Here is a 19,708-nt window from a genome sequence, read left to right as displayed (position 1 = left end):
CGGTCCCTCTAGTTGCTGCGCACGCGCGGGTCGAGGCGGACGTAGAGGATGTCCACCAGGAAGTTGGCAAGCAGAACAGCGGCGGTGATGGTCAGGAACAGGCCCTGCATGAGCGGATAGTCGAGGCCTTGGACAGCGTTGAGGAGCTGGTAGCCGACGCCGGGATAGGCGAACACCACCTCTGTGAGCAGGGCGCCGCCCACCACGAATCCCAGTCCCATGCCGAAGCTCGTGACGGAGGGAAGCATGGCATTGCGTGCTGCGTAGCGGAGCATGATGCGGCCCGGACGGAGTCCCTTGGCTTCGGCCATGGTGATGTAGTCCTCGGAATTGGTGGCAATCATGGTGTTCCGCATGCCGAGCATCCAGCCGCCGATGGACACCAACACAATGGTCAGCGCCGGCAGCACAAGGTGCGCACCGACGTCGCCGATGAATTCCCAAGTAAACGCCGGCTCCAAACCGTCCGTGAACGCGTGGCGGATCGGGAACCAACCCAGCACCACGCCAAACAGGTAGAGAGCGCCCATGGCGAGCCAGAAGTACGGGAAGGAGCCGATGAACACCAGCACCGGCGGAAGCGCGGAGTCGATCGCTCCGCCGCGCCGCCAGGCGGCCAGGATGCCCAGCAGGTTTCCTACGACGGCGGCAATGACCAGTGCGGTACCGCCCAGCAAGAGTGTCCAACCGATCTGGGACGAAATGACCTCGGTCACCGGGGTGGGGAAACGGGAGATGGAAACACCCATCTGCCCGGTGAAGATGTTGTGCAGGTAATCGATGTATTGAGCCCAGAGGGGCCGGTCGTCAACACCCAGCAGCTTGCGCAGGGCCTCGATCTGTTCAGGCTGCATCCGGTCTTGGGAACGGGCGAACATGCGGGAGACGGGGTCCCCGGGCATGAACCGCGGAAGCAGGAAATTCAGGGTGATGGACGCCCAGAAGGCGATCAGGTAGAAACCCAGGCGGCGCAGGATGAAGCGCACGGTTTCCCTCCATTCGGGAAGTGCGGAAAGTATGGGAGGCACGCCCGGCGGAGTCGGCCGGGTTAACGGCGTAGAACCGCCGGGCGTGCGCGGTGAGGCCCGACTGGGCCTCAAGCGGTGGATGGGCCCACGCCGCCCGGGTTCCCTGGCCGAAGCGCAGCGAGGTTAGGGCGGCGGTGGGTGGGCCCACGCCGCCCGGGTTCCCTGGCCGAAGCGCAGCGAGGTGAGGGCGGCGGTGGGGACTACTTGCGCGGTTCCAGCGTGGTCAGGACCAGCACCGTGGTAGGCGACCGGACCGAGAGAGTGGCGTATGGGTTGGCCTCGGTGGGCCAGCCGGTGAAGCGGGTGTCGTTGAAGGCACCCCATTCAGGGCCGGAGAACAGCGGCACCAGCGGCGCGACGTCGTTGTACTGTTCCTGCAGTTTGTTGGCGATGTCCTTCTGCTTGGACAGATCGGCCTCCGCTGCGAAGTCGGCGAGCAAGGCATCCGCCGTGGTGTCGCCGAACCGGTGGTAGTTGTCGAACGTCTTGGTGCCCACGGGCTTCACGGTGCTTGTGCCCATGGAAGTGTTGAAGTACTTGTACGGGCTGGGGTCGTTGGCGCTCCAGACAATGCCGGAGTCGAAGTCGCCGGTCTCGTAGCCGGCAACCACAGCGGCCCAGTCCGGGGACTCCACCTTGGTGGTGACGCCGACTTCTGCCAGGTTCTGCGAGATGACGTTGGCCACGGACAGCCAGTCAGACGAAGTAGCACCCACGGAGATCTTGAATTCGAAAGGCTTGCCGTCCTTCAGCGTGCGCTTTCCGTCAGCTCCCTTGGGGTAGCCGGCTTTGTCCAGCAGCTCGTTGGCCTTCTGGACATCGTGGTTGGTCCACGTGCAGTTGTCCTTGACCTGGGTATTCTTCCAGGTCTCGTAGTTGCCGGACAGCCCGGTGCAGTCGGCCGGCTTGGCGTAGCCGCTCATGCCGATTTTAGTGACTTGCCCGCGGTCAACTGCCATGCTCAGTGCTTTGCGGACATCAACATCGTTGAATGGCGCTTTGGTGGTGTTGAGCTGCCAGTTGATCATGGCACCCGTAGCCGGGAACCAGTACTGACGGTGTTCCTTGTCCTTGGAGACAAAGGTCTTTTCGATGTTGGGGATGTACTGGGGAGCCCAGTCCACGTCGCCGTTCGCTGCGGCGAGGTTGGCGCCGTCGTTTCCTGCGAAGGCGAGCATCTTGATACCGGCGATCTTCTGCTTTTCCGGCTGCCAGTAGTTGGGGTTCTTTTTCAGCACGAAGGACTGTGCCTGGAAACTGTCAACCTCGGTGTATGGTCCGGTGCCCACGGGCTTGGCGTTGGCATCCTTTTCCGGGTCCGGCACAGCGGACCAGATGTGCTTGGGCAGGATGGTGATGTGGCCGACGTCGTAAAGGGCCGGGGACCACGGCTTGTTGAAGGTGAAAGTGACCTTGTTGCCCTCGGCGGTGACGGTGTCCAAGTACTCGAAGCCGCCCTTGATCTTCTTCTGAAGTTCGAACGTATAGGCAACGTCGTCTGCAACGAAAGGCTGTCCGTCGGACCATTTCACACCATCACGGAGGGTGAACGTGACGGACTTGCCATCCTCGGCGGCCTTCCACTCGGTGGCGAGCCACGGCACCGTGTCACCCTTGGCGGGGTTGAAGATGAGGAGGGATTCGTAGATGGATTGCTGAACCATGGGGTTCACCGTGGGGGCGAAGGGATTGAAGTTCTGCACGAACGTGCCCATGTCTTCACGCGGGATGGTGAGGAACGCGCCGGCGTTCGCGCCGGCGTCGGACGTGTTGGTCTTGGCAACGTTCGCGGTGCAACCGGTGAGAAGCATAGCGCCTATTGCAAGGCTCGCCGCCGTCATCCGGGCAGCCCTGAATCGGGGTTGTGTCATGATGGTTATCTCTTTCCTATCTTCATCGTCCAAGGTGAAGGGGTGGGTAAGGGGTTTGCTCTTCGAGGTTGATTTCGCGGTCAGACCGAAGAGCGTTCTAGCAGCGGACAGTCGACCAATTGCTGGTCGGCAAGGATCGGCTGTCCTGCTGTAAGAGCGGCAAGCGTTTGGACACCCAAGGCGCCCATTTTTTCGAATGGCAACGCAACCGTGGTCAGTTTTGGCCTGAGGTAGGCCGCAATGAGTTCCTGGTTGTCGAAGCCGATCACGGCGATGTCCCCGGGGATGGTCAGTCCCCGTTCCTTGATGGCGTCATAAGCGCCCATCGCCATGCGGTCATTGAGGCAAAACAGGGCCGTTGGCCTGTCCTTCGGTGGATAGCGGTCCAGAATCCGGCATGCGGCGTCGTAACCGCCGTCCGCCGTTGCGTATCCGGACACCACCAAGTCCGGGTCAAGCTCCAGTCCGGCAGCGGAAAGTGCTTCGCGTGCACCTTCCAACCGGCCTACTGCGGCAGGGATAACCGGGTCAAGGTTAATGATTCCGATCCGCGAGTGGCCGGCTTGGAGCAAACGTTCGACGGCGACTCTGCCTCCCCCACGTTCGTCCGGGACGATCGAGGGCAGTTTTCCATCAGCGTCGTAGCAGTTAATCAGGACGGTGGGTACTTCGTTGGCGCTCTCTGGAACCCGGACGCCCCGGTGGAAGGTGGCTGCGTAGAGAAGCCCTTCCACTCGTTGCTCCAACAGTTTTTCGATGGCAGCATCCTCCAGGCCCTGGTTGGGTCCTACGGCATCGGCCTGGTCGGATGGCGCGATGAGCAGGAACCGGCGGTCAAGCCAGGCTTGGTCTTGCGCGCCTTTGATGATGTCGACGGCGAAGGGTGCCGTGACGATCTCCGTCACGATCCCGTACCAGTCACTGCGCTGTGATGCCAACGCACGGGCGCCGGCATTGGGGCGGTAGCCCAATTCCTGCACGGCGTCATTGATCCGGGTGCGGGTTTCCTCTGAGATGCTGGCATTTTCGCGGTTGCTCAGCACAAAGGAAACAGCCGTCCGGGAAACACCGGCATGTTTGGCGACGTCTTTCATGGTGACTCCGCGCTGCCGGACGGCCGCAGTGCCGGGGGTGGTGCTTTTCGCCATCGAATGCTCCGGTGTTCGGTGTTCTGAGTCGTGCGCCAGACCTTCCTTGTCTGGTTCGCTTGCCTGGTAATGCGTGATGGTAACGCGCGTTACTAAGCGAGCATGTGACTTAGGTTACCCGCGTTACTTCGAGTCTGTCAACACTCCTTTGAGCGCCTCCGACCAACTAACTTTCGTCAGGTTCTTCCTCGGTTGTTTCCTTTTCGTCGTGCCGGGAGGCGTCGTGGACCTTTCTCGGCATTTTGCCCTCAAGGTCAGCAGGTACGGGAGGATCCTTCTCTTCATCAGTAGACATGAAGCCAGCATAGGTGGATCACGCCGGCGATGCCTGGCAGGCAAAACCCGCGCACAGGTATATTTCAGGTGGCAATGTCCGGGCTAAGGCGCGTCACGGCCATCCCCGGTTTTACCAGCCAACGTATAATCCGAGCATGCCCTTCATGCTCCTTGTACCAGTTATCCACGCCCAGCCTTCCGGCCTTGACCAGGACGGAGCAGCCCTGTGAGCGGCGGTCTCGTCGCCCTGTTGGATGACATTGCTGCCCTGGCCCGCATCGCGGCCGCCTCGGTGGACGACATCGCAGCGGGAGCCGCCAAGGCTGGGGCCAAAGCTGCCGGCGTAGTGATCGACGACGCCGCCGTAACGCCGCAGTACGTGTCCGGGGCTGACCCATCCCGCGAACTGCCCATGATCAAGAAGATCTTCTGGGGCTCGCTGCGCAACAAACTGGTGATCATCCTGCCGGCGCTGCTGCTCGTCAGCGCCTTCATCCCGGGAATCATTCCGTTCATCCTCATGCTGGGCGGTTCCTACCTCTGCTACGAGGGCGCCGAAAAGGTCTGGCACAAGCTCCGCGGCCATGCTGATGATGCCGAGAAGGCACCAGCTGTCCAACGCGGCCCTGAGGCCGAAGCCAAGGTGACCAAGGGAGCCATCACCACCGACTTCATCCTGTCCTGCGAAATCATGGTGATCGCCATGAACGAGGTAGCCACCGAGTCCCTCTGGGCCCGGGCGTTCATCCTCGTCGTCGTAGCGATCGCCATTACGGTCATCGTCTATGGTGCGGTAGGACTGATCGTCAAGATGGATGACATCGGCCTGCACCTGACCACCAAGGACTCCGCGGGCTCACAGCGCTTCGGCCGGCTTCTCGTCAAGGGAATGCCCGCCGTGTTGGCCGCGATCACCCTCATCGGGACCATCGCCATGCTCTGGGTTGGCGGCCACATCATGTTGCAGGGGGCACACGACCTCGGCTGGCACGGCCCGTACGACCTTGTTCATGTCCTTGAGACACCCTTTGCCGGAATCCCCGTTGTGGGTGGCTTCCTCGCATGGCTGGTCAACACGCTGTGCTCAGCCATTCTCGGCGCCATCTGGGGCCTGGTGATCATGGTCATCCTGCACCCGCTTCTCAAAGTGCTGCCGTTCGGCAAGAAAAAGGACGCACACAAAGAAGGCGATGTCCGTGCTGCGATCTCCGGTCACCGGCCCGGAAGCGATCATAGCCAGAAGGATAAGGCCTGATTCAGGTCAGGCAAGCCAGCGCCACCAGCGTGAGGGCTCCGGTTCCGGGATGGCTTCCGGCTGCGGCTCCTGGCCCAGAGCCAGAGCGGCCCCGACGATGTCATCCTCGGTGAGCGTGATGACCGCTTCACGATCAAGTGCGTCGAGGCCCGGTTCTTCGTCGCGCGTCAGCCGCAGCGCCTGGCGATTCAGTGACTGCTCAAACAAGGTGCGGGCGAAGCGGGCGTTCCCTGAGTCTTCTCCTGCGTGAAGCCCGGCGAGGATGCGGCGCAACATCTGACCCGCGCCTGGCTCCAGCGTGTACTCATGTTGGGCCAGCATCTGCTGGAATATCGTCTCCAGTTCGTCTACTGAGTAATCGGGGAAGGTGATCTCGCGGGCGAACCTTGACCGCAGCCCGGGGTTGGAGAGCAAGAAAGACTCCATGAGCCGCGGGTAACCGGCCACGATCACCACCAAGCGGTGGCGGTGGTCCTCCATCCGCTTGAGCAGGACCTCGATCGCCTCGGGGCCGAAATCCATCCGGCCGTCCTCCGGGGCAAGCGCATAGGCCTCATCGATGAACAGGACGCCGTCCAACGCCCGCCGGATTACCCGGTCCGTCTTGATGGCAGTTGCTCCAACGTAATGACCCACCAGGCCGGAACGGTCCACCTCGACCAGGTGTCCTTTCTGGAGCAAGCCCACCGCACGGTACATTTCGGCCAGGAGGCGCGCCACGGTGGTCTTGCCCGTGCCCGGGTTTCCGAGAAATACAAGATGCTGGGATGTGGCCACCTCCGGCAGTCCGTGGGCTTTGCGACGGGCCTGGACCTGGAGCAATGCCACCAAGGCCCTGACCTGTTCCTTTACGGTCTCCAGCCCGACCAGCGCATCGAGCTCGGCCTGCACTTCGGACAGCGGCCGGGCGGGACCGGGCCGCGCACCGATGAAATCGCCCACCAGGTCGTCAACGCGTTCCGACCCTGGCAGCTTGAGCTGATTGGCCAGATGGCCAATCGTTTCCCTCAGCTCATCGAGCGGATTGCGGCTTGCAGCCATACATCCACTGTAGTCCTCGCGATATGAAGCGGCCACGGATCAAACTGCCCGCATTTGGGCGTTTCGGCATCTTCGGCGGGCGATTCGCCCATAAGTAACTGACACTCCGCGGACTGAAGCTTGGAGGACAGCATCACCGCCCTACCCAAGGAGATCAACGTGACTACTTACAACCTGGCCCTCATCGGTTTCGGAGGCGTGAACCGCGCCTTGGCCGAACTGATCCGCGACGAACCGCAGCGCTTCGCTTCCCTCGGGTTCGAGCTCCGCGTTGTGGCCATCACCGACCTCGCCTTCGGCTCGCTCGTCCAAGGCGATGGCATCGATCTTGCCGCTGTCTTGGCCATGCCCCGCGGATCTTCGTTCGACGGACTCCCGGGCGGCAGCTCCGACCCCCGCAACGAAGAGGTCATCAAGAACAGCCCCGCCGACATCGTGGTCGAAGCCACCTTCACCAGCCCCATTGACGGAGAACCGGCCGTTTCGCATGTGAAATGGGCCATCGAATCGGGCAAGCACGTGGTGACCACCAACAAGGGGCCGGTGGCCTTGCACGGCACTCAACTGTCCAAGCTCGCCGCCAACAACGGCGTTCGCTTTGAGTATGAAGGCGCCGTCATGAGCGGCACGCCCGTGATCCGTTTGGCGCACAAGATGCTCGGAGGTCTGGAGCTGAACGCCGTGCAGGGAATCTTGAATGGAACCAGCAACTACGTCCTGGGGCGTATGGAAGCCGGCCTGCATCTGGACGAGGCCATCGCCGAGGCCCAGGCTCTCGGATACGCCGAAGCGGATCCGACCGCCGACATCGGCGGCTCCGACGTCCGGCTCAAGGTCGCCATCCTGGCCAACGAACTGCTCGGTGCCACCATCCACCCCAATGACGTGGAAACCACAGGAATTCAGAACCTCGAGGGTGAAGCCGTCGCCCAAGCCCTGGCAAGCGGCTTCCGGTGGAAGCTGATCGGTGAAGCCCGCCGCGAGAGCGATGGCAGCATCACTGCTTCCGTCCAGCCGATCGCCCTTCCGGCGGACCACCCGCTGGCCGGGATTTCCGGTGCCACCAACGCCGTCTCCTTCACCACCGACCTGCTCGGGGCCGTCACCGTTTCCGGTCCGGGAGCCGGCCGCGTCGAAACAGCCTACGCCCTCATTTCCGACATCATCGCCGTTGACGAATTCGCCAAAGGAGCCGTCCGTGCCTGAAACAGCCATCGCCGAGGCCAAGAGCGAAGCCACCACCAACGATCTGGTGGTTCGCAACAAGTTTGACGGTACCGTTCTGGCTACCCTGCCCCAGTGCTCCGAGGCGGATGTACGTGTCGAGCTCATCCGCGCCGCTGCCTCCGCTCCGGCAGCTGCCGCCATGCCCCGCCACGAGCGTGGCAGGATTCTGGACACCGCCGCAGACCTGTTGCAGCAGCGGTCGCAGAAGGTCGCCGAACTGATCGTCGCCGAGGCCGGAAAGACCATCAAGCAGGCCCGTAAAGAAGTCTCCCGCGCGGTAAACACGCTGAAGCTTTCGGCGGCGGAAACCCGCCGGAACGTCGGCGAAGTCGTTCCGTTCGACTCGTTCGCCGGTTCTGAGAACCGCCAGGGATGGTTCACCCGTGAACCACTGGGGCTCATCGCAGCGATTACGCCCTACAACGACGCGTTGAACTTGGTGGCCCACAAGCTCGGCCCGGCCATCGCCGGCGGCAACACCGTCATCCTCAAGCCCTCCCAGCTGACACCCTTGACCGCCATCCTCCTCGTGGACCTCCTTCGCGAGGCAGGACTGCCCTCAGACTTCGTCACCGTTGTCCTCGGTGACCGCACGGTCGCGCAAACCATCATCTCCTCCAAACTGGTCCGCATGGTCTCCTTCACCGGAGGATTCGCCACCGGCCGGGCCATCGCCGCGAACGCCGGAATCAAACGCCTGTCCATGGAACTTGGCGGCAACGCACCCGTCATCGTCTTCGACGACGCCGACATCCCAGCCGCCGTCGAAGCCAGCGTGTCCGGCTCCTTCTGGGCCGCCGGCCAGAACTGCATCGGTGCCCAGCGGATCCTCGTCCAGAGGGCAGTCTTCGACACCTTCCTGGATGCCTTTGTCACCCAAACAGCCGCCTTGAAAACCGGCGACCCCCGCAACGAACACACCGATGTCGGGCCCATGATCAGCACCGCCTCCGCCGCCGAAGCGAAACGGAAGATCGAGGAGGCCGTAGCCGCCGGGGCACGACTGCTGACGGGAGGGACCCTGAACGGACCCGTAATCACCCCCGCTGTGCTCACCGGGGTGCCCCGCAGCTGCGAAGCCTGGAGCGAGGAACTCTTCGCCCCGGTCGTCGTGGTCGAGCCTTTCGACACCGCCGAGGAAGCCATCGCACTGGCCAACGACAGCGAATACGCCCTCCAGGCAGGGGTTTTCACCAAGGACCTGGGCCGGGCCCTGGCCACCGCCAAGGCGATCGACGCAGGCGGCGTGATGATCAACGACTCCTCCGACTACCGCCACGACGCCATGCCCTTCGGCGGTTCCAAGTACGGCAGCATGGGCCGTGAAGGCGTCCACTTCGCCTACGAGGAAATGACCCAACCCAAAGTCATCGCGATCACCTCATGAACACAGGAGTAAGAATTGAGCACGACAGCCTGGGCTCCTTGGCCGTCCCAAAATCCGCTTTGTGGGGAATCCACACCGAACGGGCCATCCTCAACTTCCCCATCAGCGGCATCCAGCTGGGAACCCACCGGCACCTCGTCCGCGCCCTCGCATTCGTGAAGAAGGCTGCAGCCCTGACCAACGCCGAGCTGGGCTTGATCCCGTCGAAAGTCGGCAAGGCCATCGCTGAAGCCTGCGACACAATGGCCGCCGGTGACGTTGACCATGCCTTTCCCGTCGACGTCATCCAAGGTGGCGCCGGGACATCGACCAACATGAACGCCAACGAGGTCATCGCCAACCTCGCCCTGGAGGCCTTGGGCCACCCCCGCGGCTCCTATGGAGTGATCGACCCGATCGGGCACGTCAACAAGTGCCAGTCCACCAACGACGTCTACCCGACAGCGGTGCGCTTGGCCCTCGTGTTCGCGTTGGAGGACCTCCTGGAGCGCCTGGCCCTGTTGTCAGAATCATTCGCCGAACGGGGCCAGGCCTTCGCAGCCATCCCGAAAATTGGTCGCACGCAGCTTCAGGATGCAGTTCCCATGACCCTCGGCCAGGAATTCACCGCGTTCGCGGTAACTCTGGAGGAAGACCAACGGCGTCTGCGCGAAGCGGCCGCACTCCTGCCTGAGTGCAGCTTGGGCGCCACGGCCATCGGTACCGGCATCACCGCAGATCCGCGGTATGTGGAGCGCGTCATTGACAAGCTCTCGGTGGTGAGCGGGGTCAAACTGGACCGTGCCCACGACTTTGTTGAAGCAACCTGGGACACCGGCGCGTTCATGACGTTCTCCGGAGCGCTCAAACGCACTGCCATCAAGCTCTCCAAGATCTGCAGCGACCTTCGGCTGCTCTCCAGCGGACCCCAAACAGGGCTCGCCGAAATCCGGTTGCCCCCGCGCCAAGCGGGCTCCTCGATCATGCCCGGCAAGGTCAACCCGGTGATTCCGGAGGTCGTCAACCAGGTTGCGTTCTTCGTTGCCGGGGCCGATCTCACTGTCACCATGGCTGCCGACAACGGACAGCTACAACTGAACGCCTTTGAACCGGTCATCGCCCACTCCCTGCTGCAATCAATGAACTGGCTGACCAACAGCACGGATGTTCTGCGGGACCTATGCGTCGAGGGCATCGAAGCGAACGAAGCATTGCTGCGGTCCAGGGCACGGGCCTCCACAGCACAAGCCACGGCACTGCTCCCTGTGCTGGGATACGCCGTTGCGGCCGACATCGCCCACAAGGCGCTCGTGTCCGGACAGAGCGTCGTCGACGTCGCTGTCGCTGAAGGTCTCATGCTGCCCGAACAGGTCGAGGCCCTGATGATGGCCTGAGACCGGGAGAAACGATTCGCGGATCACGCCGTGACGTGCGGGATACTAGGCTGAGTGGATGGCGACAGTTATTCTCGTGCGGCACGGCCGCACCACAGCCAATGCAACTGGACTGCTGGCCGGCCGGACCGCGGGCGTGAGCCTGGACCAGGTAGGGCGCGAACAGGCGGCGTTGACGGCAGACCGGCTCGCAGCAGTGCCGGTAGTCGGGGTAGTGTCGAGTCCTCTCGAGCGCTGCCGGCAGACCGCCCAGCTCATTCTCGACCGCCAGGCCGGCACGCCGTATGCACCAGTCGAAATCGATATCACCGAATGCGATTACGGCCAGTGGCAGGGCCGCATGCTCAGTGATCTCGCAACTGAGGATTTGTGGCCGGTGGTGCAAACTCAACCATCCGCCGTCGTGTTTCCCGGCGGTGAATCCATGGCCGCGATGCAGGCCAGGTCCGTGGCAGCCATCAGACGCCACGATGCAGCCTTCGAAGCCGAGCATGGGCCGGGAGCAACCTGGGTGGCGGTGAGTCACGGTGACATCATCAAGTCGATCCTTGCCGACGCGCTCGGCATGCACCTTGACCTGTTCCAGCGTATTAACGTGGGCCCCGCCTCCGTATCGATCGTGCGCTACGGCGCTGACAGGCCCAGTGTCTACGCGACCAACACCGATGCGGGTGATCTGTCATGGCTGTCGAACGGCATCCATTCCGGCGATGCGCCGGTGGGCGGCGGTGCAGGACAGAACGCGCCGTGAACCTTATGTGCCTAAAATACAAGCATGCCTACAAGTGTTCACGAGTTTGCCTGGCCTGATCGGGTTGTAGTTGGGACCATTGGCCTTCCAGGGTCGCGGACGTTCTACCTGCAAGTGCGTGCAGGGAAGCAGATCGTGAGTATTGCCTTGGAGAAGCAGCAGTCGGCCCAGCTCGCAGAAAAGATCGACGAGATCCTTGACCAGCTCATCACTGTTCAGGGGAATCCGTTCAGCGTACCGACCAGTACTCCCATCGAGCTTGTCGACAACGATCCCCTTGAGGCGGTTGACGAGCAGTTCCGCGCTGGAGCCATGAGTTTGGGTTGGGATCCCACCACAGCCCAAGTGGTGATTGAGGCCTACCCCATCGCCGACGTCGATGCTGATGACAACGACGAGCCGCTCGTTGGGGACGACGCAGTCGAAGCGGAAATGCTGCTGGTGCGCATGCCGGTAGGCACCGCCCGCGCATTCGCCAAGCGCACCCGTGAAATCGTCGGAGCCGGGCGCCCGACGTGCCCGCTCTGTGGATACCCCATAGACGCCGACGGGCACAGTTGCACCCTTCCCGAGGCGTGATGCCGGCGCCGGACTTGGCGACCGCCGAGCTGACGCTCACTGGCCGCATCACGACGGCTTCAAACGCGACATTCCTGGGCGCCATCGGGGACGTAAAAGTCGTTTATAAGCCGATGGCAGGCGAAAGTCCGCTCTGGGATTTCCCCGATGGCAAACTTGCTCACCGAGAGGTGGCCGCGTACCTGGTATCGCAGGTATTCGGCGGGGACATCGTGCCATGCACCTGGCTGCGCGATGGCCCGTTGGGCGAAGGAATGGTCCAACTGTGGCAAGAGCGAGACCCTGCCCAGCGCGCCGTCGATCTGGTTGCAACGGACCACGCGCCGGAAACGGGATGGAAGCACGTTCTCGAAGGACAGGATGAGAAGGGACGGATGGTCACCCTCATTCACGAAGACTCGCCAGCGCTCAGACGCATGGCAGTCTTCGACATGATCGTCAACAACGCCGACCGTAAAGGCGACCACATTCTGGCCATGGCGGACGGACACCGACACGGCGTGGACCATGGACTGACCTTCCACCATGACCATAAGTTGCGCACAGTGCTGTGGGGATGGCTGGGCGACCCGCTGGCCGCCGGGGAACTCGAAGGCATCGATCGTGTCGCAGAGGGTTTGAACGGTGGGCTGGGTCAAAACCTGGCGGACTTGCTGAGCGCCGAAGAAATCGCCTCGCTCGCCACACGCTGCGAGCGACTGCGCCTGCTTGGACGGTTCCCGGCTCCGAGCGGTGACATGCCGGCGGTGCCCTGGCCTCTGTTCTAGGATAATTCCGGCTAAGGGATTCCCAGCGAAACCAGCCCACCCTCTACTCCACGAGAAATGAATATGGAACTTTTTGACGCCCACACCGTTGTGATTTCTGCCGTGCTCCTGGTGCACATCACTGGGGTGATGATCGTGGCCGCCTCAGTGGCCGGCCTGGTGATCTCCCTCTTCGTCGTCGTCCTCGCCGTGCACTCCATCCGGACCACGTGGGAACTGACCCAAAACATGCGAAGCGAGGGACGCTTCAGCGGCACCATCAGTAAGGTGTTCTCTTCTGTGAAGTCAGGAGCCCTGGCAGCACGTCCCCTGATAGCCGACGCACGACAGAGAATCAGCCGGCTGTCACCATTCAAGCCCGAGTAGAAACCGGTTCACCAAGACCGTGGGACCGGGATCGCGGCGCGGACGGGCGCTCATCCGGCAGGGTTAGGGCACAGCGAGCTTGAAGACCTTGGCCCAGGCAGAGCCGACCTGCTTAAGCAGCGGCCCTGTGGTGTACTTCAAGCCGTAGCGCTGGCATATGTCACGGACCTTGGGCGCAATCTCGGCGTACCGGTTGGACGGCAGGTCAGGGAAGAGATGGTGCTCAATCTGGTGCGACAGATTCCCCGTCATGAGGTGCATGAACGGTGACCCGGAGATGTTGGCGGATCCGATCATCTGACGGACGTACCAGTCGCCGCGGGTTTCGCCTTCCACCATTTCCTCGGTGAACGTATCCGTTCCTTCCGGGAAGTGGCCGCAGAAGATGACGGCGTGTGCCCACACGTTGCGGATGGCGTTGGCAGTGAGGGTGCCATAGAGGGCTTGTTTCCCGGAGCCCGTCAGCATGGCCAAGGCTGGGGTGGCCGCATAGTCCTTGGCGAATTGCTTGAGCGCCTTCCGCCCCAGCGCTTTGAGGTCCTTGTTCATGGCCTCCTTGGATTTCAGGCCTTCCTTGTACTCAGGGATCTCCAAGTCGTAGAGGGCTATGCCCCATTCAAATACGGGCGCAAGCAAGGCGTTGTAAAGAGGGTTGCCCAGGTTGAAGGGCTTCCACTCCTGGTCAGGGTCCATGCGCAGAAGGTTGTAGCCGACGTCGCGGTCCTTGCCAACCACGTTGGTCCAACGGTGGTGGAGATCGTTGTGCGTGTGCTGCCACGATCGCGACGGGGTAACGAAGTCCCACTCCCAGGTGGTGGAGTGGATGTCCGGGTCACGCATCCAGTCCCACTGGCCGTGGAGGATGTTGTGGCCAAGTTCCATGTTCTCCAGGATTTTTGCCAGGCTGAGAAGTGTGGTGCCGGTGAACCAGGCAGCCTTGTTCTTGCCTACCAGCAGTGCGGCACGACCTGAGATTTCCAAGCCACGTTGGATCTTGATCATGCGCCTGATGTAGGCAGCGTCGCTGGAGCCACGCTTGGCAAGAATTTCGTCGCGGATTGCATCAAGCTCACGGCCCAGTTGGGCTACTTGCTCGTCGCTCAGATGTGCGGCCGCCGGCGGCCGCACCGTGGGCCTTCCCTCATCGGCAAGGGCACCGGGCCGGGTCTTGGATCCGACGGCGGTGACGGAGCCTTTGGCTGAGACTACTGACATGCGGTTGTACTCCTCAGATTTCCAGATTGACAGGCCCGGCGGCTGCCGAGACACAGGTTTGGATAAGTTCCCCAGGTGCCCCATGGATCTCACCGGTGCGCAGATCGCGGACCCTCCCGGCGAGCAAGGGAGTCAGACAGCTGTGACAAATACCCATGCGGCAGCCGCTGGGCATCAGGACCCCTGCGTCCTCGCCGACGTCGAGGAGAGGGACACCGCCGTCGGCCTTGACCTCCCGGTCGGAAGTTTCGAACGTGACCACGCCGCCTTCGCTGCCGTCACCTCCCAGGAGCTCGGTGCTGAAGCGCTCGATAGTGAGCGAGCCCTGCCCCGTTCCACCGCTGGCTGTCTTCCCTGATGCGCCGGCAGGAGTCAACGCTGCCTGGTTCCACATAGCTTCGGCGTCATCCAGGAAAGACCCCGGGCCGCACGCGTATGCGGCCCTGTCGCGCCAGTCCGGGCACACTTCTTCGAGAGCGTCCGCAGACGTGAAGTTCATGCGGCCACGTCCACTGGTGTGCCACTGCAGCACGCGGAAGTTGGGAAATTGATCGGCAAGTTCGTCCAGTTCCTCGCGGAAGATACTGTCGCCTTCTTCACGGGAGGAGTGGATCAGGACAACGTCAGCGTCAGGGCGGCTTGGGACAAGCGTCCGGATCATTGACATGACGGGGGTGATGCCACTTCCCGCAGTGAGCATGAGCAGCGAACGGGGATGCTCAGGGAGGACAAAATCGCCCTGGGGCGGCGCCAGGAAAAGGACGTCACCCACCTTGGTCTTGCGGACCAAGGTTCCGGATACGGATCCTACGTCAGTGACCGTGATGGCCGGACCTTTGCCAGCCGGCGCACTCAGCGAATAGGAGCGCCATTGCCGGACCCCGTTGATTTCGACGCCTATCCTCGCCCACTGCCCGGCGAGGTGGGCATGCCAGCCTCGGCCGGGCCGGAAGAAAATGGTGGCTGATTGAGGTGTTTCGCGGACTACCTCGGTGACGACTCCACGCAATTGACGGGACGAATAGACCGGATTGAACAACGCCAGGACATCCTCAGGCGCAAGTGGGGTGGTCAAAACCGAGGCGATGCGGGCCAGGGGACGAAAGCTGACCATGAACTACTCCTCGCAACGACGGAGACCGAAGACCTCAGCAACATGTGCCGGGATATCCGAACCAGCAAATATCATAAGTATACTTATAAATCTCATCCCTTGAAACACAGGGAAAGCCCCTCAGGAGGGGCTTTCAACGGGAATGGGGCGATACGTGGATCGGTCAGCGGTGATGCGCCCCTCCCCTCCGGGCTTTTGCGCCCATGCCGGTTTCAGTAGCTAGACCGTAATACGCCCAGCGGATGGGATGCAAACCCGCAACCAATAAAGACCGCCAGTGCGGTAGTCCGCGTATCCGGATCCAGGTTTTTGGCTCATCGACAACACCGCTCGAACGCGAGCATCCTTGAGCGGAGCGCTCCGCCTTTGATATATTAGTTAAGTATTAGATGTCTACGACGGACTTTTGACTCAACGAGGAGTAAACGGCATGCAGCAACTCGCGCATCGGCTCGAACGGCTCGGCACTGAAACCGCCTTTAGCGTGGCCCAAGCCGCGGCATCCTGGAAGGCAAAGGGAAATCTGGTTTACCCTTTCCATCTCGGCGACATCAACATCCCGACGGCCCCACATATCGTCGAAGCCATGACCAAGGCAATCGCTGACGGCTACACCGGCTATTGCCCCGGCCCGGGCATCCCACAGCTCCGCGAAGCCCTTGCCGAAGACCTTGGCTCACGCCGCGGAGTGACCTTCTCTGCAGAGAACGTAGTAGTAATGACGGGCGGCAAACCGGTCATCACGAAGTTCCTGCAGGCCGTGATGAACCCCGGACAGGAAGTGCTCTACCCGAACCCGGGATTCCCCATCTACGAGTCGCAGATCGAATACCTCGGAGGAAAGGCAGTACCGTACCGCTACCTCCCCACGAGCCAGGGTTTCTCGATCGACCTCGATCAGGTTCGGGCCTCGATCACTCCGAACACCACCGCAATCATCTACAACGACCTGCAGAACCCCATCTCCGCCGAGTCGACTGCTGCCGAACGTGAAGCCATCGCCAAGATCGCGCAGGAGCACGATCTCTGGGTTCTCTCCGATGAGGCCTATTTTGAGACCCGTTACGAGGGGGTCTCGAGCTCGATTGCCTCGATTCCTGGCATGGCTGAACGTACTGTCATTCTGTACACCTTCAGCAAGAAGTTCGCCATGACCGGCTCACGGCTGGGCTGCGCAGTCGCACCACTTGAGATCGCGAAAGTCCTCAGCACGCTCAACACCAACGACGAATCCTGTACCACCCACTACGTGCAGTGGGCTGGCATCGAAGCACTCTGCGGCACCCAGGAACCGGTCCAACAGATGCTCGACATCCTGCGTGAGCGCCGGGATGCTGCCTGCGAGCTCGTGAACTCCGTCCCCGGGATGCACGTCGCGGTACCTCAATCGACGTTCTACCTGTTCCCCGACGTTACCGACGTCATGGAGAAAATGGGATACACAGCAGTGGGCGACTTCGCCAGCGACGCACTCTACAAAACCGGAGTCTCCTTCTGCACACGTGAGCACTTTGGGCGCCGCCAACCCGGCGAGGAGCGGCAGTACATCCGGCTCGCCTACTCAGGCATCGACGTCGCTGACATCCGCGACGGCCTTGGCCGCCTGCGCGACTGGATCGCAACGGCATGAGCCGGGTCCTCGTCACGGGACGCATTCCCGATGCTGCCATTGAAAAGCTCCGCGCCGAGCACGACGTCGATGCCTGGACGGGGCCTGAATCCATCAGCCGCGAAGAGCTGTTGCGGCGGGTAGCCGGTACAGACGCGATCGTGTCCCTGCTGACCGAGCGCGTTGATTCCGAACTGCTCGACGCCGCCGGCCCGCAGCTCAAAGTCGTAGCGAACGTCGCCGTCGGATACGACAACATCGATGTGCCCGCCTGCACCGCGCGCGGAGTCGTCGCCACGAACACGCCCGGTGTGCTCACCGACGCTACGGCGGACATCGCGTTCGGCCTCATCCTGATGGCTACCCGCCGGCTCGGTGAGGGCGAACGGCTTATCCGGTCGGGCGAGTCATGGAAGTGGGGCATGTTCTTCCTGCTGGGGTCCAGCCTGCAGGGAAAGACACTCGGCGTCGTGGGCATGGGCGGCATCGGCCAGGCAACCGCGCGTCGGGCCAAGGCCTTCGGCATGGAGATCGTGTACCAGTCCCGCAGCGAAATCGATCCCACGGTCGCCGCCGAGTTGGATGCACGACGCGTCGATCTCAACGAGCTGCTGGCCGTTTCCGACGTCGTCTCACTGCACTGCCCCTACGGTCCCGCCACTCACCACTTGATCGGGGCCGGGCAACTCGCAGAAATGAAGAGCTCGGCATACCTTGTCAACACCGCCCGCGGACCCATTGTCGATGAAGACGCACTGGCATCCGCGCTCCGGGAGGGTGCAATCGCGGGAGCTGGGCTCGACGTTTACGAGCAGGAGCCCCGCGTCCATCCCGGCCTGCTGGAACTGGACAATGTTGCGCTCCTGCCGCACCTTGGCTCGGCGACGGTGGAGACGCGCACCGCCATGGCCATGCTCGCCGCCGACAACGCCCTCGCAGTGCTGAGCGGGGAACAGCCCCCAGCACCAATCGCTGAGTGCGCCAGGGGTGCACAACGAGCAGAACGTTGACTCCGCTGCGCCATGATCAGGCGACCCGGTAAGTATTCAGGGGGGGTGTCCGTGCTTCGCGGGCGCTCCCCTGCCTTGCCGTGCGGCCCGTGTAATGGGTCCCGACAGGTTGTGTTCAGTAGGGTTGGGAAGACCCCAGAGTGAGGACCACCTGCATGCACACCACTTCCAGCAAGGCCGCCGTGGATCGGCATTACGACCTGATCATCATCGGCACGGGCTCCGGGAACTCCATTCCCGGACCCGGGTTCGAAGACCGGTCGATCGCGATCATCGAGGAAGCGACGTTCGGCGGCACCTGCCTGAACGCCGGCTGCATCCCCTCAAAAATGTACGTCCACACCGCCGACACCGCGCTGCAGACCGCCAGGTCCGCACGGCTGGGCCTCCACGCCGAGGTCAACTCCGTAGACTGGCCTGGCATAGTGGGCCGGATCTTCGAGAACCGCGTCGACCCCATTGCCGCCGCCGGTGAGGAATACCGGCGCGGACCACAGACTCCGAACATCGATGTCTACGACCAGCACGCTGTCTTCATCGGAGAACGCACCGTGCAAACAGGTCAAGGCAACCAGCAGAAAACCATCTCGGGTGACCAGGTTGTCATCGCCGCGGGCTCCCGCCCCTTCATCCCCGAGGCCATCGCCGCTTCGGGCGTGCGGTACCACACCAATGAGGACATCATGCGGCTCCCTCATCTACCCAAATCGTTGGTGGTCATCGGCGGCGGCTACATCGCCATGGAGTTCGCCCACGTCTTCGACGCCCTCGGCACGGACGTCACAATCATCGCCCGCTCCACACTCCTGCGGAACCTCGACGAGGACCTGCACGACCCGTTTAACGACCTCGCCGCCGAACGCTTCGACGTCCGGTCCGGCCGGAACATCATCGGCGCCGACCAGACAAGTCAAGGTATAACCGTCAGGCTCGACGACGGCACCTCCGCCACCGGGGAGGTACTGCTGGTAGCGACCGGGCGCATCCCCAACGGGGACCTGCTGGACCTGCCCTCCGGCAGGATCGAGACGATAGGCGCCGGACGCATCAAGGTCGATGACTACGGCCGGTCAACCTCCGCCGCGGGAGTTTGGGCCCTCGGCGACGTTTCATCGCCCTACATGCTCAAACACGTCGCCAACGCCGAGATGCGCGCGGTGCGGCACAACCTGCTCAACCCGGAAAGCCTGCAGAGAATGCCCCACGACCACGTCCCCGCCGCCACCTTCACCCACCCCCAGATCGCCACCGTCGGGATGACCGAATCCCAAGCCCGCGAACACGGCCACAACGTGACAACCAAAGTCCAAAGCTACGGGGACGTCGCCTACGGTTGGGCCCTGGAAGACACCACCGGCATCTGCAAACTCATCGCCGACAAAGACACCGGCAAACTCCTCGGCGCCCACTACATGGGCCCCCAAGCATCAACCCTGATCCAGCAGATGATCACCGTCCTGGCCTTCGACCTCGATGTACGCACGTTCGCTGCCAACCAATACTGGATTCACCCCGCACTACCTGAGGTCACCGAAAACGCCCTGCTCGGTCTCACCTTCAACCAACCGGACCACACCAACACCGTCTTCCGCGCACGCCCCGGCGTGGACCACTGAGGATTCGGGCTGACGCGTTGATCGGCAAGGTGAACACCGCGCCCTAACGGGTGTGCGTGGTCCTCTTCCTTGGGG

General features: G+C 62.5%; 18 protein-coding genes. 11 read left to right on the top strand and 7 right to left on the bottom strand.

The window, feature by feature from the left end; genetic code table 11:
* Positions 1 to 8: 8 nt before the first annotated feature.
* From QEH68_RS10070 to QEH68_RS10055, 4 genes are all read right to left on the bottom strand, one after another.
* A complete protein-coding gene (locus QEH68_RS10070) occupies positions 9 to 986 on the bottom strand; it encodes an ABC transporter permease (RefSeq protein WP_207597335.1) in 978 nt (325 codons plus the stop codon).
* A 242-nt stretch (positions 987 to 1,228) separates the two neighbouring features.
* Positions 1,229 to 2,899 (bottom strand): ABC transporter substrate-binding protein, encoded by a 1,671-nt coding sequence (locus QEH68_RS10065; RefSeq protein ID WP_280627859.1) that lies wholly within the window; start codon positions 2,897 to 2,899, stop codon positions 1,229 to 1,231.
* A gap of 80 nt (positions 2,900 to 2,979) precedes the next feature.
* Entirely contained in the window at positions 2,980 to 4,047 is a 1,068-nt protein-coding gene (locus QEH68_RS10060) for a LacI family DNA-binding transcriptional regulator (protein WP_207597333.1), read from the bottom strand.
* 166 nt (positions 4,048 to 4,213) lie between these two features.
* Entirely contained in the window at positions 4,214 to 4,342 is a 129-nt protein-coding gene (locus QEH68_RS10055) for a hypothetical protein (protein ID WP_280627858.1), read from the bottom strand.
* A 207-nt stretch (positions 4,343 to 4,549) separates the two neighbouring features.
* Here QEH68_RS10055 and QEH68_RS10050 point away from each other — a divergent pair, with 207 nt between their 5' ends.
* Positions 4,550 to 5,578 (top strand): DUF808 domain-containing protein, encoded by a 1,029-nt coding sequence (locus QEH68_RS10050; RefSeq protein WP_207597332.1) that lies wholly within the window; start codon positions 4,550 to 4,552, stop codon positions 5,576 to 5,578.
* A gap of 6 nt (positions 5,579 to 5,584) precedes the next feature.
* Here QEH68_RS10050 and QEH68_RS10045 read toward each other — a convergent pair whose 3' ends face one another.
* Positions 5,585 to 6,619 carry an AAA family ATPase gene (locus tag QEH68_RS10045; protein WP_280627857.1) on the bottom strand — a complete coding sequence of 345 codons (1,035 nt, stop codon included), beginning with the start codon at positions 6,617 to 6,619 and terminating at the stop codon, positions 5,585 to 5,587.
* Positions 6,620 to 6,778: 159 nt separating this feature from the next.
* On the opposite strand from QEH68_RS10045, the gene QEH68_RS10040 reads away from it, so the two are divergent.
* The 7 genes from QEH68_RS10040 to QEH68_RS10010 all read left to right on the top strand — a co-directional run bounded on the left by QEH68_RS10040 (position 6,779) and on the right by QEH68_RS10010 (position 13,069).
* Positions 6,779 to 7,825, top strand: a complete 1,047-nt coding sequence (locus QEH68_RS10040; protein WP_280627856.1) for a homoserine dehydrogenase — start codon at positions 6,779 to 6,781, stop codon at positions 7,823 to 7,825.
* Entirely contained in the window at positions 7,818 to 9,233 is a 1,416-nt protein-coding gene (locus tag QEH68_RS10035) for an aldehyde dehydrogenase family protein (protein ID WP_280627855.1), read from the top strand. Before QEH68_RS10040 ends, QEH68_RS10035 begins: the two co-directional genes overlap by 8 nt.
* Positions 9,230 to 10,606, top strand: a complete 1,377-nt coding sequence (locus tag QEH68_RS10030) for an aspartate ammonia-lyase (protein ID WP_280627854.1) — start codon at positions 9,230 to 9,232, stop codon at positions 10,604 to 10,606. Before QEH68_RS10035 ends, QEH68_RS10030 begins: the two co-directional genes overlap by 4 nt.
* Before the next feature lie 58 nt (positions 10,607 to 10,664).
* Entirely contained in the window at positions 10,665 to 11,357 is a 693-nt protein-coding gene (locus QEH68_RS10025) for a histidine phosphatase family protein (RefSeq protein ID WP_280627853.1), read from the top strand.
* A 24-nt stretch (positions 11,358 to 11,381) separates the two neighbouring features.
* Positions 11,382 to 11,936, top strand: coding sequence for a DUF3090 domain-containing protein (locus QEH68_RS10020; RefSeq protein WP_280627852.1), 555 nt, complete (start codon positions 11,382 to 11,384; stop codon positions 11,934 to 11,936).
* A complete protein-coding gene (locus QEH68_RS10015) occupies positions 11,936 to 12,703 on the top strand; it encodes an SCO1664 family protein (protein ID WP_280627851.1) in 768 nt (255 codons plus the stop codon). The genes QEH68_RS10020 and QEH68_RS10015 overlap by 1 nt, the downstream gene beginning before the upstream one ends.
* Before the next feature lie 63 nt (positions 12,704 to 12,766).
* Positions 12,767 to 13,069: a hypothetical protein gene (locus QEH68_RS10010; RefSeq protein ID WP_280627850.1), complete on the top strand. Its 303-nt coding sequence runs from the start codon at positions 12,767 to 12,769 to the stop codon at positions 13,067 to 13,069.
* 63 nt (positions 13,070 to 13,132) lie between these two features.
* On the opposite strand, the gene QEH68_RS10005 is transcribed toward QEH68_RS10010, so the two are convergent.
* Positions 13,133 to 14,284: an acyl-CoA desaturase gene (locus QEH68_RS10005; RefSeq protein ID WP_280627849.1), complete on the bottom strand. Its 1,152-nt coding sequence runs from the start codon at positions 14,282 to 14,284 to the stop codon at positions 13,133 to 13,135.
* Between the two features lie 13 nt (positions 14,285 to 14,297).
* On the bottom strand, positions 14,298 to 15,398 hold the full coding sequence (locus QEH68_RS10000) for a ferredoxin reductase (protein ID WP_280627848.1): 1,101 nt from the start codon (positions 15,396 to 15,398) through the stop codon (positions 14,298 to 14,300).
* A 430-nt stretch (positions 15,399 to 15,828) separates the two neighbouring features.
* Between QEH68_RS10000 and QEH68_RS09995 the strand changes: the two genes are divergently transcribed.
* The 3 genes from QEH68_RS09995 to mtr all read left to right on the top strand — a co-directional run bounded on the left by QEH68_RS09995 (position 15,829) and on the right by mtr (position 19,633).
* The gene (locus QEH68_RS09995; protein ID WP_280627847.1) at positions 15,829 to 17,028 is read left to right on the top strand and encodes an aminotransferase class I/II-fold pyridoxal phosphate-dependent enzyme; all 1,200 of its coding nucleotides are present in this window, start codon (positions 15,829 to 15,831) and stop codon (positions 17,026 to 17,028) included.
* Positions 17,025 to 18,017: a D-glycerate dehydrogenase gene (locus QEH68_RS09990; protein ID WP_280627846.1), complete on the top strand. Its 993-nt coding sequence runs from the start codon at positions 17,025 to 17,027 to the stop codon at positions 18,015 to 18,017. The genes QEH68_RS09995 and QEH68_RS09990 overlap by 4 nt, the downstream gene beginning before the upstream one ends.
* 155 nt (positions 18,018 to 18,172) lie before the next feature.
* Entirely contained in the window at positions 18,173 to 19,633 is a 1,461-nt protein-coding gene (gene mtr / locus QEH68_RS09985) for a mycothione reductase (RefSeq protein WP_280627845.1), read from the top strand.
* Positions 19,634 to 19,708: the final 75 nt, after the last annotated feature.

Source organism: Paenarthrobacter sp. OM7 (assembly GCF_029873575.1).
Classification (GTDB): Bacteria; Actinomycetota; Actinomycetes; order Actinomycetales; family Micrococcaceae; genus Arthrobacter.
The sequence above is the reverse complement of the archived record's forward strand: the minus strand, read 5'-3'. Positions and strand labels throughout refer to the sequence as shown.